This window comes from Streptomyces sp. NPDC001530 (assembly GCF_042894545.1).
GTDB lineage: Bacteria > Actinomycetota > Actinomycetes > Streptomycetales > Streptomycetaceae > Streptomyces.
This window is the reverse complement of sequence record NZ_JBIAVS010000014.1, coordinates 23,238-38,264: the sequence shown is the minus strand read 5'-3', so window position 1 is coordinate 38,264 and position 15,027 is coordinate 23,238. Positions and strand designations below refer to the sequence as shown.

At 70.3% G+C, this 15,027-nt stretch carries 10 protein-coding genes; 9 read left to right on the top strand and 1 reads right to left on the bottom strand.

All coding sequences use genetic code 11. The annotated features are described in order from the left end of the window. Positions 1-42 precede the first annotated feature (42 nt). Both ACFY0T_RS27965 and ACFY0T_RS27960 read left to right on the top strand, forming a co-directional pair. Positions 43-1,893 carry a GMC family oxidoreductase N-terminal domain-containing protein gene (locus ACFY0T_RS27965; RefSeq protein ID WP_388876081.1) on the top strand — a complete coding sequence of 617 codons (1,851 nt, stop codon included), beginning with the start codon at positions 43-45 and terminating at the stop codon, positions 1,891-1,893. Between the two features lie 90 nt (positions 1,894-1,983). After that, complete coding sequence (locus tag ACFY0T_RS27960; protein WP_388876078.1) at positions 1,984-2,613, top strand: hypothetical protein; 630 nt, start codon at positions 1,984-1,986, stop codon at positions 2,611-2,613. 180 nt (positions 2,614-2,793) lie between these two features. Here the strand turns inward: ACFY0T_RS27960 and ACFY0T_RS27955 are convergent, their stop codons facing one another. Next, a complete protein-coding gene (locus tag ACFY0T_RS27955; protein ID WP_388876075.1) occupies positions 2,794-4,902 on the bottom strand; it encodes an alpha-galactosidase in 2,109 nt (702 codons plus the stop codon). 185 nt (positions 4,903-5,087) lie between these two features. Here ACFY0T_RS27955 and ACFY0T_RS27950 point away from each other — a divergent pair, with 185 nt between their 5' ends. The 7 genes from ACFY0T_RS27950 to ACFY0T_RS27920 all read left to right on the top strand — a co-directional run bounded on the left by ACFY0T_RS27950 (position 5,088) and on the right by ACFY0T_RS27920 (position 15,013). Continuing rightward, complete coding sequence (locus ACFY0T_RS27950) at positions 5,088-6,266, top strand: ROK family protein (protein WP_388876073.1); 1,179 nt, start codon at positions 5,088-5,090, stop codon at positions 6,264-6,266. 18 nt (positions 6,267-6,284) lie between these two features. After that, a complete protein-coding gene (locus ACFY0T_RS27945; RefSeq protein WP_388876070.1) occupies positions 6,285-7,598 on the top strand; it encodes an ABC transporter substrate-binding protein in 1,314 nt (437 codons plus the stop codon). 26 nt (positions 7,599-7,624) lie between these two features. Further along, positions 7,625-8,548, top strand: a complete 924-nt coding sequence (locus tag ACFY0T_RS27940) for a carbohydrate ABC transporter permease (protein WP_388876067.1) — start codon at positions 7,625-7,627, stop codon at positions 8,546-8,548. Then, complete coding sequence (locus ACFY0T_RS27935; protein ID WP_388876065.1) at positions 8,545-9,462, top strand: carbohydrate ABC transporter permease; 918 nt, start codon at positions 8,545-8,547, stop codon at positions 9,460-9,462. The genes ACFY0T_RS27940 and ACFY0T_RS27935 overlap by 4 nt, the downstream gene beginning before the upstream one ends. Before the next feature lie 121 nt (positions 9,463-9,583). Continuing rightward, a complete protein-coding gene (locus tag ACFY0T_RS27930) occupies positions 9,584-11,380 on the top strand; it encodes an alpha-galactosidase D (RefSeq protein WP_388876063.1) in 1,797 nt (598 codons plus the stop codon). A gap of 58 nt (positions 11,381-11,438) precedes the next feature. Beyond that, positions 11,439-13,817: a glycoside hydrolase N-terminal domain-containing protein gene (locus tag ACFY0T_RS27925; RefSeq protein WP_388876060.1), complete on the top strand. Its 2,379-nt coding sequence runs from the start codon at positions 11,439-11,441 to the stop codon at positions 13,815-13,817. Further along, positions 13,814-15,013 (top strand): SGNH/GDSL hydrolase family protein, encoded by a 1,200-nt coding sequence (locus ACFY0T_RS27920; RefSeq protein WP_388876057.1) that lies wholly within the window; start codon positions 13,814-13,816, stop codon positions 15,011-15,013. Before ACFY0T_RS27925 ends, ACFY0T_RS27920 begins: the two co-directional genes overlap by 4 nt. Positions 15,014-15,027 lie beyond the last annotated feature (14 nt).

The following is a 15,027-nucleotide window of genomic DNA, read 5'->3' as shown; positions in this document are numbered from 1 at the left end:
CGAGGGGTTCGTCGTGGGACCGCTCGCCCGGGCGGGCGACCGGTGACCGCCGACGGGTTCGTCGCCGCGCTGCTCGCCGACACGGGCGACGAGGGCTGGCCCGCCCGCGTGCCGAACCGGCTCGACACAGTGCTCGCGGCGCTGCCCAGGCCCGCCCGAGCCGGGGTGCGCGCCGCCGTCGCGGCCCTGGAGACGTACGCCGTCCTGTGCACCGGCAGACGTCTGGCAGCCCTCGACCCCGACGAACGTGAGAGCGTGCTCGGCTCGCTGGCCGCACGCCCCCGGCTCGTCCCGCTGCTCGACGTGCTCAAGGTTCCCGTCCTGCTGGCCGCGGGCACCGAGCGGATGCCGGCCGCGTCCGTTTCCGCGATGGCGCCCGAGGATCCGCCCCTCGAGTGCACTGCGGCCCAGGAGTGGCCGACCCGCTCGACCGCCGACGTGGTGGTCGTCGGATCCGGCGCGGGCGGCGCCGTGGCCGCCCGGACCTTCGCGCGCGCCGGACTGAGGGTCGTCGTCCTGGAGGAAGGCGAACATCACTCGACGGCTTCCTTCGGGCGCCGGGCGCCGCTCGACCGTTTCGCCGAGCTGTACCGGGACGGCGGCGCCACGGTGGCCGTGGGCAACCCGCCGCTCCTGCTGCCGGTCGGCCGCGCCGTCGGCGGCACCACCGTGGTCAACTCCGGCACCTGCTACCGGACTCCGGACCATGTGCTGGCCCGCTGGAGCCAGGAGTACGGATTCGGGCTCGCCGAGGGCTTCGGGTCCCGGCTCGACGAGATCGAGCGCACCCTCCGCGTGGCCACCCAGCCGCTCGACGCGCTGGGCAACAATGGGCTGCTCGCCCTCGCGGGGGCCGAGCGGCTCGGCTGGCGGGCCGGACCACTGCGCCGCAACGCGCCCGGCTGCAAGGGCTCGTGCCAGTGCGTGGTCGGCTGCCCCACCGGCGCCAAACAGAGTGTGCAGCTGTCCGTCCTGCCCGACGCGTGCGCCGCGGGGGCCCGGATCGTCACCGGCGCGCGGGTCCGCCGCATCCTGGTGGAGCACGACGGGCCAGGAGCGCCGCGCGCCGCCGGAGTACAGGCACGGCGGCCGGACGGCAGCGAACTGGAGATCCTCGGCCCGCTCGTCGTGACGGCGGCCGGGGCGCTGCAGACACCAGCCCTGCTGCGCTGCTCGGGACTGGGCGGACATCCACGTCTGGGCCGCAACCTCAGCGTGCACCCGGCCACGAGCGTCGCGGGACGCTTCCCCGAGCCGGTCACCGCCTGGCGGGGTGTGCTGCAGAGCGTCGGCATCGAAGAGCTGCACGCGCGCGGCGTCCTCATCGAGGCGACCGCGAGCCCGCCCGGCATGGGAAGTTTCGTCCTGCCCGGCCTGGGACGCGAGCTGCGGCGCGAACTGGAGGACACCGACCGCCACGCGACCCTCGGCGCCATGATCGCCGACCGCCCCTCCGGCCGGGTCCAGGGCCGGGACCGCACGCTCGTCCGCTACGACCTGGACCCCCGTGACGGCGACCGGCTGATGACGGCCGTACGCGCCATGGGGCGGCTGCTCTTCGCGGCGGGCGCCGAGGAGATCCTCACCGGCGTCCCCTCCGCCCCGCGGGCCCGCTCCCTCGACGAACTCGACGAGCTGCTCGCCACGGTGAACGCCCGGAACCTGCACCTCTCGGCGTTCCACCCGACCGGCACGGCCGCCGCGGGCGCGGATCCGCAACGGGCCCCCACCGACCCCCAGGGCAGACTGCGCGGCGCCCGGGGCGTCCTCGTCGTCGACGGCTCGGTGCTGCCCAGCTGCCCGGAGGTCAACCCGCAGCTGAGCATCATGGCGGCCGCCCTGGCGATCTCGGAGAACTGCCTCGAGGGGGAGCGCGGGCCGGCCGCACCCTGAGCCACTCCGATGCTCCGCGCCGTTCGCGGACCTGGAGACCGGCGCGGAGCATGAGGGGAGTCCGGAACGGCAGGAAGAGGACGAGCCCGCATGAGCAGACGCATTCCCCACGGGCGCGGCGGATCACGGCGTATCGCCGCCCTACTGGCCACGCTCGCGTGCGGGTCCGTGCTCGTCTCGTGCAGCACCGACAGCGACAATGACAGGGGCGCCTCCTCCTTGGGCCCACGCCCGACCCGGCCGAACGAGTCCAACTTCACCGGCACGCCGCCGTCCGTCCTGGCCTCGGCCGCCTCCTCGATCATCGACTCCGCGCGCGCCTCGGCGTCGGCGGCGGCCTCCTCCGCATCGGCAGCGGCGTCGGCGTTCGCAGCGTCCGTCTCCGCCGAGACGGAACGCGCCGCCGCGGCCGCGGAGAAGGAGCTGAAGGACGTGAAGGGCAGCGGCAACGCGATGTCCGACGTCGCCATGACCGGCCTGCCCAGAGCACAGACCGGCGGGCTGCTCGCCGTACTCGTCACCATCACCAACAAGACCGACCACAAGGCGTCGTACGCCGTGCAGATCGACTTCAAGAATCCCGACGGCAAGGTCGTGGAGACCAGGTACGTCGGAGCGGAGAACCTCGACCCGGGGGAGCGGGCCCAGCCCGTTGCCATCAGCCGGGAGCCCGCCAAACCGGTGCTGAGCCCCGTGCTGGCCAAGGCGCAGCGCTACTGACGCCGCCTCCGGCGCGCGCACGCGCGGCTGGCGGGCCCGAGTGGACAACACCTTGTCCGGGGGGACGGCGGCGTCGTGTCGTCACCGAAGGCCGCCCGCACCGGCCGGGTCGATCCCGCCCGGGACACAAGGGGGCGTGCTGAACGAGCGCAACGCCGAGCGGGTGCAGGGGCATTGAGCTCAGGCGGCCGGTTCACGCACCAGGTGCACCGCCGTGCTCGACCAGTCGCCCGGCGGCAGGTCGAGGCGGAGCCCGTACTCGGCGAGCACGGTGGCGTGGTGCACGGCGCCGGTGCGGGCGTCGCGGTAGCGGGCCGCGCGGGTCAGGCCGCGCAGGCGGACCGGGAGGACCGGGGCGCCGTGGCGGGTAACGCGGCGGTACGCGAGCAGCAGGGTCTCCGAGGCGTCGGCGGCCGTGTACTGCAGCACGGAGACGGCGTCCTCGGAGGGCGGGGAGAGACGGTCCAGCCTGCCGTGCTGCACAAGAGGGCGCACCTTCTTGTACTCGGCGACCAGGGCGGCCCCCTCCCGCAGTTCCTCCTCGGACCAGCGCGTGAGATCGCCCCCGATGCCCAGTGCCCCGGCCATCGCGACATGGAAACGGAAGCGCAGCGGAATCGTGCGGCCGGTGAGCTGGTTCGGCACGTCCGTGACCCACGAGCCCATGGTGCGCGCCGGATAGACCTGGCCGTAGCCGTGCTGGATCCACATCCGGTCGGCGGCATCGGTGTTGTCCGACGCCCACGCCTGGTCCGTACGGAACAGAATGCCCAGGTCGACCCGGCCGCCCCCGCCACTGCACGACTCGATCCGCAGCGCCGGGTGGTCGGCGCGGAGGCGGTCGACGACACCGTAGAGATTGCGCACGTACGCGGGACCGAGGCGGTCGGCACCGTCCGGCTCACCGGGCCACCCGGGCTCGCTGAACGCGCGGTTCATGTCCCACTTGAGGAAGTCGATGCCGTGGTCGCCGACCAGCCGGGTCAGCCAGCCGTACGCCCAGTCGGCGACGTCGCGGCGGGCGAAGTTGAGGACGAGCTGGTGGCGCAGCTCGGAGCGGGTGCGGCCCGGGAAGTGCAGGACCCAGTCCGGGCGTTGGCGGTAGAGATCGCTGTCCGGATTCACCATCTCGGGCTCCACCCACAGGCCGAAGCCCATCCCGAGCCCGTGCACCGCCCGGACCAGCGGCCCCAGCCCTTGGGGAAAGCGGTCGGGGGCAGGTGTCCAGTCGCCGAGGCCTGCCCGGTCGCTGCGGCGCGCCCCGAACCAGCCGTCGTCCACCACGTACAGCTCGACCCCGAGCGCTGCCGCCCGCTCGGCGAGCGCCTTCTGACCGGCCTCGTCGACGTCGAAGCCCGTGGCCTCCCAGGAGTTGTAGAGCACCGGCGCCATCTCGTCCGGATGCGGCAGGACATGGGCCAGGGTGTACGCGTGCCAGGCACGGCCGGCCGCTCCGAAGCCGCCGTCGGTGCACAGGCCCGCGAACGGCGGAGTGGTGAACTCCTCGCCCGGCGAGAGCGGCACGGTCATACCGTCGTGCCCGACGCCTCCGGTGAATCCGGCCCGTCCGTCCGGAGTGCGCTGCGCGGTGATCCGCCAACTCCCGCTCCACGCGAGGGCGGCGCTCCACACCCGGCCGTGCTCCTCCGTCGCCTCGCCCCCGTCCAGCATCAGCCAGGGGTTCGCGTGATGGCTGGTGATGCCGCGTCGGCTGGTCAACGCGGTCTCGCCGTACGGGAGTTGCTCCCGGCGGAGTTGACTTTCGGCGGACCACTGTCCGGTGACATGGCTGAGCCGGTAGTCCCGTAGCGGGGGCAGGGTCCACGCGGCCGAGTCGGCGCGCAGCAGGGTGACGGGCTCGTCGCCGGCGTTGCGGACGACGGTCCAGCGTTCGATGACGTCCGTGTCGCCGCGTACGCGGTAGTGGAGTGCCACGTGCAGGGGGTAGCGGCGGTCGCGGAACGCCAGCTCCAGCTCGCCCTCGTGGACGCGATGTCCGGTCGGCTGCCACTCGAAGGCGCGGGATCCGTCCACGAAGCGGACTTGCAGCGACGGCGGACCGTAGCGGGTTCCGCCGTCCACCGGAAGTTCCTCCCCGACGGGCGGCCTTCCCTCGAAGCTGCTGGTCTCCGGACTGTGCGGCACGGCGAGTTGTTCGGCTTCCGCGAGCGTCAGCCGGGGCCCCCAGGCGAGGTGGCAGGGGGCTCCGGTCTCGTCGATGCGCAGCGCGTACGACGTGTGCGGTGTGGCCAGCAGCCAGACCCCGGTGTCCGGGGCGAAGGAGATCATCGACAGGGGATCCTCACGTTCCGGTGATGCCGCGCGACGCTTGAAAGCCAACCCTGACCTTCGATCATGTGTCAACACCCCCTGTGTATCTGTCATTTGCAGGCCACAAGCCTGTCAAAGGAGGTCCTCAAGATAATCCTGTTTCTTTCATTGACAGCAGAAAATAAGGGACTTAGGTTCCGGCCATGCGCTCGACCTCTCGTACCGAGGCGTTCCCGGCCCACACGCCGGCCGCTTCCCAGATCTTCACCACCGTGCTGTCGCACGGCCCGCTCACCCGCTCGGAGATAGCCGGACGGACGCGGCTGTCGGCGGCGGCCGTCACCAAGGCGGTCCGGCCCCTGATCGAGGCCGGCTACCTCCTGGAGGACGTCGACGAGGACGCGCGGCAGCCGTCCCTCGGGAGGCCCGCCAACCCGGTGCGGGTCGACGGCGGGAGGGCGCTGTTCATCGGCGTCAAGATGACCGGCGACGAACTGATCGCCGTGCTCACGGACTTGTGCTGCCGTATCAGGGTCGCCCGGCATGTGCCGCTCACGACCCATGACCCCAAAGCGGTGCTGGCCTCGACAGCGGCGCTCGTCCAGGAGCTGTTGACCGAGGCCGACGGCTTCGGGGTGCGGGTCCAGGGACTGGGCATCGCGGTGTCCGGCGATGTGGACCGCGCGGCCGGAGTGGTGCGCTACTCGCCGTTCCTGGACTGGCGCGACGTGCCACTCGCCGAACTGGCCGGGATGACCACCGGGTTGCCGGTCACGGTCGACAACGACGTACGGGCGCTGACCGTCGCCGAGCAGTGGTTCGGCGCCGGAGTGGGCCTGTCCGATTTCGCGGTGGTGACCGTCGGCGCGGGCATCGGCTGTGGCCTCGTGGTGCACGGGCAGGTCGTGTCGGGGGCGCATGGTGTCGCCGGCGAGATCGGGCACGTCCCCATCGACCCGGCCGGTCCGCTCTGCCACTGCGGCAACCGCGGCTGTGTCGAGGCGATCGCCGCGGACTCGGCGATCGTCGGCAGAATCCGGGAGGTCACCGGCGTCCACGTGGCCGACGCCGCCGAAGCCTTGGACCTGGCCCACGCCGGCGACCCCGGAGCGCGCGAGGTGTACGCGCGGGCGGGGGAGGCCATCGGGCGGGGCATCGCGACCGTGGCCAACCTGCTCGGCCCCGAGCGAGTGATCATCTCCGGCGAGGGCCTCGCCGCCTACGACCTGTTCGCCGAGCAGATCCGCGACGCGTTCGCCGCGGCCGCCTTCGGATCGGCCGCGCGCTGCGATCTGCAGACCCGCCCGCTGCCCTTCGAGGAGTGGGCGCGCGGGGCCGCGGCCACCGCGATCCAGTCCTTCATCAGATCAGACACGTACTAGCAGGCACGAGGAGTAACGATGACGCAGCAGAGCCGCCAACACCTGGCTGCGCGTGGCCCCGGTCGGCGCAGAGTGGTCGGTGGGCTGTTCGGACTCGGCGCGGCCGCACTGGGAGCGCCCGTCCTGAGCGCCTGTGGCGGGGGAGCGGGCGCCGACCCCAAGACGGTGACCTTCGGATCCAACGGCGCCGACGCCACGCCCAAGAAGGCCTACGCCGCGGTGACCGAGGCGTTCGCCAGAGACAGCGGGTTGAAGGTGAAGACGAACACCGTCGACCACGACACCTTCCAGAAGAGCATCTCCAGTTATCTGCAGGGCACTCCGGATGACGTCTTCACCTGGTTCGCGGGCTACCGCATGCAGTACTTCGCCAAGAAGAAGCTGTGCAGCCCGCTCGACGACGTGTGGGACACGATAGGCGCCGGTTTCAGCGACGCCACCAAGCAGCTCTCGCGTGGCGAGGACGGCACGTACTACTTCGTGCCGCTGTACAACTACCCGTGGGCCGTCTTCTACCGCAAGAGCCTCTTCAAGGAGCGCGGCTACCAAGTCCCGCAGAAGTGGAGCGAGTTCATCGCGCTCGGCAAGCGCATGAAGAAGGACGGCCTCGCCCCGATCGCCTCCGGCTACGGCGGCGGCGACAGCTGGAGCATCCTCGGCGCCTTCGACTACCTGAACCTGCGGGCCAACGGATACGACTTCCACATGTCCCTGATGCGCGGCAAGGTCTCCTGGACCGACAAGCGCACCGTCGCGATCCTCGACCTGTGGCGCGAGCTGACCCCCTACTACCAGCCGAGCGCGGGCGGCCGCTCCTGGCAGGACGCCGCGCAGTCGCTGCTCGACAAGAAGTCCGGCATGGCCGTCATCGGACTCTTCCTCGGCCAGCAGATCACCGACGAGAAGATACGCGCCGACATCGACTTCTTCCCCTTCCCCGAGATCGACCCCGCCCACGGCCAGGACGCCGTGGAAGCCCCCACCGACGGCTTCATGCTCAGCCGCAGGCCCAAGAACGAGGACGGCGCCAAGAAACTCCTCGAATTCCTCGGCGGCGCCCACGCCGAGGAGCTGTACATGGGCGTCGACCCGAGCAACCTCGCCGTCAACGAGCGGGCCGACACCGGCTCGTACAACGCACTCCAGAAGAAGTCGGCCCAACTCATCGCCTCCGCGAAGCACATCAGCCAGTTCGCGGACCGCGACAGCGATCCCGGCTTCATCTCCACCGTCGTCCTGCCCGGCCTGACCGAGTGGCTCGGCCACCCCGACGACGGGTCGGGGACGCTGAAGAAGATCGAGTCCCAGCGTTCGCGTTTCTTCACGGCCTGACCAGGACGGGAAAGGTCTCAGGCACCGTGTCCTCCACGCCCGTCACCCCCAAACGCCCCCGCCGCCTCGGCCCCGGCGACCGGATCTTCCTCACCGTCATCATCGGGATCCCGCTCGCCGCCCTGCTCTTCTTCGTCTGGCTGCCCGCACTGGCCTCCCTGGGACTCTCCTTCACCACCTGGGACGGCATCGAGCCGGCCGACATCCACTGGATCGGCCTCGACAACTACCAGCAGATCCTCACCAACTACCCGCCGTTCTGGCCCGCCGTGCGCCACAACGTGATCTGGCTGCTGTTCACGGCCCTGCTGCCCACACCGTTCGGCATCTTCCTCGCCTACCAGCTCGACCGGAAGATCCGCTTCACCAGGATCTACCAGACCGCGATCTTCCTGCCGATGGTGCTCTCCCTCGCCGTCGTCGGTTTCATCTGGGAGATCATCTACAACCCCGACACCGGACTCCTCAACGGCATCCTGAACGCGGCCGGTTCGGGCCACCATATCGACTGGCTCGGCAACCCCGACCTCAACCTGTGGGCCGTCCTCGTCGCCTCCGGCTGGCGCCACACCGGCTACATCATGATCCTCTACCTGGCCGGCCTGAAAGGCTTCGACCCGGCGCTGAAGGAAGCCGCCGCGCTCGACGGCGCGAACGGCCGCCAGACCTTCCTGCGTGTGGTCTTCCCGGCCCTGAAACCGGTCAACATCATCATCCTCGTCGTCACGGTCATGGAGTCCCTGCGGGCCTTCGACATCGTGTACGTCCTCGGTGGCGGCGTCGGCAGCAAGCCCGGCATGGAACTGCTGTCCCTCCTCATCACCGACAACATCATCGGCGAGTCCAGTCACATCGGTTACGGCTCCGCCCTCGCGGTCGTCCTGCTCCTGGTCTCCCTTGCCGCCATCGGGACCTTCCTCGTCCAGACGTTCCGCACGGAGGACCAGTGACCACGACGGTGACACGGCCGTCCTCCCGGCTGCGCGAGCCCCAGACGCCGAAAACCCCGACGGCGCCCCGGCGCCAGACCGGCCGCCATCTGATGCTCGCCGGCACAGCCCTGCTCTGGCTCGTCCCGCTCCTGTGGGCCGTCTACACCTCGCTGCGCCCCTACTCGGACACGGCCAAGCACGGCTATCTCTCCTGGCCGCACAGCCTGAGCTTCGGCAACTTCACGGACGCCTGGAACCAGTCCGGGATGCCGCACTTCTTCTGGAACTCCGTCCTCATCACCGTCCCGTCGGTGCTCGGCACGCTGCTGTTCTCGGCGGCCGTCGCCTTCTTCGTCTCCCGTTTCGACTTCCGCTGGAACATCGTCCTGCTGATGCTGTTCACCGCGGGCAACCTGCTCCCGGCCCAGGTCCTCATCACCCCCCTGTACCGGCTCTACCTCCTCATCCCGCTGCCGCAGTGGATGAGCGACTCGCTGCTCCTCTACAACTCGGCCTGGGGCATCATCGCGATCCACATCGCCTACCAGTGCGGCTTCTGCACCTTCGTCCTCAGCAACTACATGAAGACGATCCCCAAGGAGATCTCCGAGGCGGCGCTCGTCGACGGCGCCCCCGTCTGGCGGCAGTTCTTCCAGATCATCCTGCCGCTGTGCCGACCGGCGTTCGCAGCGCTCGCGACGCTCGAATCGATCTGGATCTACAACGACTTCTTCTGGCCGCTCGCCCTCATCGAGACCGGCGACAAGCGCCCCATCACCTCCGCCCTGGCCAACCTCCAGGGCCAGTACTTCACCAATCCCAACCTCATCGCGGCCGGTGCGCTGATGACCGCGATCCCCACGCTGCTGGTGTACTTCGCGCTCCAGCGCCAGTTCATCAGCGGACTCACCATCGGCTCGGGCAAGGGCTGAGCAGCCGCAACGCGCCGTCCGAACCACCGGAACACCCCCCGGCCCGAGCCGCCCGAACACAGGGGCACGAGCCGCCCCGCCTTCACCGCCCCCGCTGACACCGTCCCAGGAGGTCCGACCCATGCGGTCATCCTCGTACTCCGTCCTGCCCACCCGTGCCCTGAGAGCCATGGTGGTCCTCGCCCTCACCGCGGGCATCGCGACGGCCGTGCCCGCGGCCCACGCCGACACCCCCGCACCCGCCGTGGCCGCCAAGCCGTATATGGGCTGGTCGAGTTGGAGCATGCAGTCGTCCAAATACCCCGGCCTCAACCCGGACGGCGACTACAGCTACCTCACCGAGGCGAACGTCCTCAAGCAGACCGATGCGATGGCGGCCAAGCTCAAGCCGTACGGCTACGAGTACGTCAACATCGACGCGGGCTGGTGGCGCGACCGGTCCTGGAAGCCCGAGTTCGACCAGTACGCCCGCCAGCAGGCCGACCCGGTGCGCTTCCCGCACGGCATGAAGTCCGTCGCCGACCACATCCACGCCAAGGGCCTCAAGGCCGGCATCTACCTCCCCGTCGGCCTGGAGAAGGAGGCGTACGACGAGGGCAGGGCACCGATCCACAACGCCGACGGCTGCACCACCGCCGACATCGTGTACGGCGACCTGCGCACGACCAACGGCTGGGACAGCGCGTACAAGCTCGACTTCTCCAAGCCCTGCACCCAGAAGTACGTCGACTCGCAGGCGCGGCTGCTCGCCGACTGGGGCTACGACTTCCTGAAGCTCGACGGCGTGGGCCCGGGCTTCGGCAAGGGCGGCGACCAGTACGACAACGTCGCCGACGTGGCCGCCTGGCAGAAGGCCATCGCCGCCACCGGACGCCCCCTCCACCTGGAGATCTCCTGGTCCCTCGACATCGGCCACGCCGCCGACTGGAAGAAGTACTCCAACGGCTGGCGCATCGACACCGACGTCGAGTGCTACTGCAACACACTCGTCAGCTGGGAGAACTCCGTCGACGACCGCTGGGACGACGCCCCCGGCTGGACCCGGCACGCCGGTCCCGGCGGCTGGAACGACCTCGACTCCCTGGACGTCGGCAACGGCGCCATGGACGGCCTCACCAAGGCGGAGCGGCAGAGCTACGCGACCCTGTGGGCCATCGCCAAGTCCCCGCTCTACACCGGCGACGACCTCACCCGCCTCGACAGCTACGGCGTCTCCCTGCTGACCAACCGCGAGGTCATCGCCCTCAACCAGGGCAGCACCCCGCCCGCCCGTCCGATCACGCCCTCCGACGCCCAGCAGGTGTGGGCCGCGAAGAACGCCGACGGCAGCTACACGGTCGCCCTCTTCAACCTCGCCGACGCGCCCGCCCCCGTCAGCGCCGACTGGTCGTCCCTCGGTTTCACCGGCAGGGCCGCCGTACGGGACCTGTGGAACCACGAGAACCTCGGCACCTACAAGAACAAGGTGACGCAGGCCCTGCCCGCCCACGGCTCGCGCCTGTTCACCGTCACCCCGCACGGCACCGCCCTGACGACGGCGGCGTACGAGGCCGAGTCCGCGTCCAACACCCTCAGCGGCAACGCCTCCGTGGCCGACTGCGGTGCCTGCTCCGGCGACCACAAGGTCGGCAACCTCTATCTCGGCGGCACGCTCCGCTTCAACGACGTGACCGTGGACAAGGCCGGCACGTACATGGTGAAGGTCGCCTACGTCAGCGGTGACGCCCGCTCGGTCGACATCTCCGCCAACGGCAACGGCGCCACCCGTCACGCGTTCCCCTCCACCGGCGACTGGGGGAGCGTCGAGAGCGTGAGCGTGCCCGTCACCCTCAAGGCCGGCGCCAACACGATCACCTTCGACAGCGGTTCGAGCTACGCCCCGGACATCGACCGGATCGACGTACCGAAGTCCTCCTGACCCCCGCGGGGGCCCCGGCGCCGCGCCGCCGGGGCCCCGACTTCCCCTGGAGCCCCGCATGGACACCGCACCGGACAGCAGTCTCCCCAGCAGACGCCGCCTGCTCTCCCTCGCCGCCGCGGCCGGAGCAGCCACGGCACTCGGCGGCCTGCCCGCCTTCACCGCCTCCGCCGCACCCGAGCGCCCCGCCGAGTCCCCTTCCCTGACGGGGAGTTCACGCAACGTGTTGTGGTGGCGGGCGCCCGCCGACGAGCACTCGATGATCGGGCAGGGCCTGCCGATCGGCAACGGACGGCTGGGCGCCCTCGCGAGCAACGACCCCGGGCGTGAACTCCTCCTGATCACCGACGCCACCCTGTGGACCGGCGGACTCAACGACACACTCGACTCCGACGGCCAATTCCCGTACGCCCGCGAGAACTTCGGCTCCTTCACCCTGCTCGGCCGGCTGACCGTCGATATCCCGGACCACGACCTGTCCGCCGTCAACGACTACCGGCGCACGCTCGACCTCGACCAGGGCCTGGTCACCACCTCGTACCAGCGCTCCGGAGTGACGTACGAGCGCAGCGTCTTCGCCAGCCGCCCCGACGACGCCATCGTCGTGCACTTCACCCAGAGCGGCGGCGGCCGTTACACCGGAACCGTCACGCTGGAGGGCACCCACGGCGAGACCACGCACCGCCCGTCCTTCGCGGGCGCCTTCCCCAACGGCCTGCGCTACGGGGCGGCGATGACGGCGTACGGCAGTGGCGGCAAGGTCTCCGTGGACGGCTCGCGGATCACCTTCAGCGGCTGCAGGGACCTCACCGTGGTGGTGAGCGGCGGCACGAACTACGTGCCCGACGCCGCCACCCACTACCGTGACGCGTCCCTCGACCCCGAGCGGCTGGCCCGCACCAAGGTCCGCGACGCCGCCGCACACTCGGCGACCACCCTGTTGCACACCCATGTCGCCGACTACCGGGCCCTGTTCGGGCAGATGGACCTCTCGCTCGGTACGTCGTCCGCCGAGCAGCGCGGTCTCGACACCTGGGAACGGATCACGGCACGTGCCAGGGACGGAGCGCCCGACCCCGAACTGGAAGCCGCCTACCTGCAGTTCGGCCGCTATCTGATGATCTCGGGCTCGCGGGGGAGTCTGCCGCTGGGCCTCCAGGGGCTGTGGCTCGACGGCAACGACCCCGACTGGATGGGCGACTACCACACCGACATCAACCTCCAGATGAACTACTGGATGGCCGACCGGGCCGGTCTGCCGCAGGGCTTCGACGCCCTCACCGACTACTGCCTCGCCCAACTCCCCTCCTGGACCGACCTCACCCACCGTCTCTTCAACGACCCGCGCAACCGCTACCGCAACTCGACCGGGAAGATCGCGGGCTGGACGGTCGCCATCTCGACCAACGTCCATGGCGGGATGGGCTGGTGGTGGCACCCAGCGGGCAACGCCTGGCTCTGCAACACCCTGTGGGAACACTACGAGTACACGCTCTCACGCGCCTACCTGGCGAAGATCTATCCGCTCCTCAAGGGTGCCTGCGAGTTCTGGGAGGCACGGCTGCTCAGGACCACCCTGCCGGGCAGCACCCGCGAGGTGCTCATCGCCGACAGCGACTGGTCTCCCGAGCACGGCCCGCTCGACGCCAAGGGCATCACCTACGCCCAGGAACTGGTATGGGCGCTGTTCGCCAACTACCGTACGGCAGCACAGGAGTTGAAGAGGGACGCGGCCTACGCCGATACGATCGACTCCCTCCGGAAACGCCTGTACCTTCCCCAAGTAAGCCCCACATCAGGCTGGTTGGAGGAGTGGATGTCACCCGACAACCTTGGGGAGACCACCCACCGCCACCTGTCCCCGCTCGTGGGCCTCTTCCCCGGAGACCGCATCCGCCCGGACGACTCCACCCCGGCGGCGCTCCTCGACGGCGCGACCGCCCTGCTCACCGCCCGCGGAATGGAGAGCTTCGGCTGGGCCAACGCCTGGCGGGCCCTGTGCTGGGCCCGTCTGAAGAACGCGGACAACGCCTACCAGCTGGTCGTGAACAACCTCCGCCCCTCGACGCACGGCAGCAACGGCACCGCCCCCAACCTCTTCGACATCTACGAGGTGTCCGAGGGCCGCGGCATCTTCCAGATCGACGCCAACTTCGGCACTCCGGCCGCGGTGATCGAGATGCTCCTCCACTCACGCCCGGGCCACCTCGAACTGCTTCCCGCCCTTCCCGGCGCATGGGCGAAGGAGGGCTCCGTCACGGGCGTCGGGGCGCGCGGCGGCTTCGTCGTCGATCTGCGCTGGCGGGGCGGCAGACCCACCGAGGTCGAGGTCCGCAGCGTCGGCGGCCGGACGACGACCGTGACGTACGGCGACACCTCCCGGGAGATCACCCTGGCACCCGGAGCGTCCGTCACCCTGCGGGGGTTCGACCGATGACAACATCACTGCGGCCACTGCTCGTCACCGTCGTCACGCTGCTACTGGCCGCGGTATTCGGTCCGGCGTCCGCGACCTCCCAGGCACCGACCGCACGCCACGAAGTGATCACCTGGGGTGCGAGCGCCGACCGTATGGGCAATGCGGTCGCCGACCACAGCTACCGCCTCGTCGTGCACACCAGCGTCGCCGGGGACAACCTCCGCATCCGGCTCTCCAACGCCTTCGGCGACCGGCCGCTGACCTTCGACAGCGTGTACGCGGGTGTGCAGAGCTCGGGCGCCGAGCTGGTGCATGGCAGCAACCGGCGGCTGACCTTCGGTGGCGCCCGCTCCGTCACCGTGCCCGCGGGCGCCACCACGTACAGCGACCCACTGCCCGGCCGGCTGCCCGCCGCGACCAACCTGGTCGTCAGCCTGCACACGGCGCAGGCGGCGGGACCGGCGACCGGCCACGGGATGGCCATGCAGACGTCGTACGCCGCCGCGGGCGACCACACGGCCGAGGAGGGCGCGGCCAACTGGACCGAGCGGATCGGCTCCTGGCTCTACCTCGACGCCGTCACCGTACGGACCGACACGTCCACGTCGGCTGTCGTCGCGCTCGGCGACTCCATCACCGACGGCTGGCAGTCGACCACCGATCTGAACCGCCGCTGGCCCGACTACCTCGCCCGCCGACTCCAGAAGGCGGACACCCCCCTCAAGGGCGTCGCCAACGAGGGGATCTCCGGGAACAAGGTCCTCGCGGACGGCGCCGGGCAGAGCGCGCTCAACCGGCTGCAACGCGATGTGCTCTCCCACCCCGGAGTACGCACGGTCTTCCTCTTCGAGGGCGTCAACGACATCAAGGCCCATACGGGCGTCACGGCCGACGACATGATCGACGGCTACCGGCAGATCATCGAACGGGCGCACGCGGCAGGGAAATGCGTCGTAGGCGCCACCATCGCCCCCTTCAAGGGCTGGTCCGAATGGGACGCCGCGGCAGAGTCCGTACGCGTCCAGGTCAACCAGTTCATCAGAGACAGCGGGGAGTTGGACGCCGTCACCGACTTCGACCGGATCCTGCGCAGCCCGTACGACCCCGAGCGGATCCTGCCGTTCTTCGACGGCGGCGACCATCTGCATCCCAACGACAAAGGCATGCAGGCGATGGCCGACGCGATCGACCTCGGGAGCCTGACGTCCTGCTGACGACCGCCTCACCA

Bases quoted from the DNA above. Each gene is read 5' to 3' on its own strand.
- ACFY0T_RS27960 (WP_388876078.1), top strand. From the start codon at position 1,984: ATGAGCAGACGCATTCCCCACGGGCGCGGCGGATCACGGCGTATCGCC.
- ACFY0T_RS27955 (WP_388876075.1), bottom strand. From the start codon at position 4,902: ATGATCTCCTTCGCCCCGGACACCGGGGTCTGGCTGCTGGCCACACCG.
- ACFY0T_RS27950 (WP_388876073.1), top strand. From the start codon at position 5,088: ATGCGCTCGACCTCTCGTACCGAGGCGTTCCCGGCCCACACGCCGGCC.
- ACFY0T_RS27945 (WP_388876070.1), top strand. From the start codon at position 6,285: ATGACGCAGCAGAGCCGCCAACACCTGGCTGCGCGTGGCCCCGGTCGG.
- ACFY0T_RS27930 (WP_388876063.1), top strand. From the start codon at position 9,584: ATGCGGTCATCCTCGTACTCCGTCCTGCCCACCCGTGCCCTGAGAGCC.
- ACFY0T_RS27925 (WP_388876060.1), top strand. From the start codon at position 11,439: ATGGACACCGCACCGGACAGCAGTCTCCCCAGCAGACGCCGCCTGCTC.
- ACFY0T_RS27920 (WP_388876057.1), top strand. From the start codon at position 13,814: ATGACAACATCACTGCGGCCACTGCTCGTCACCGTCGTCACGCTGCTA.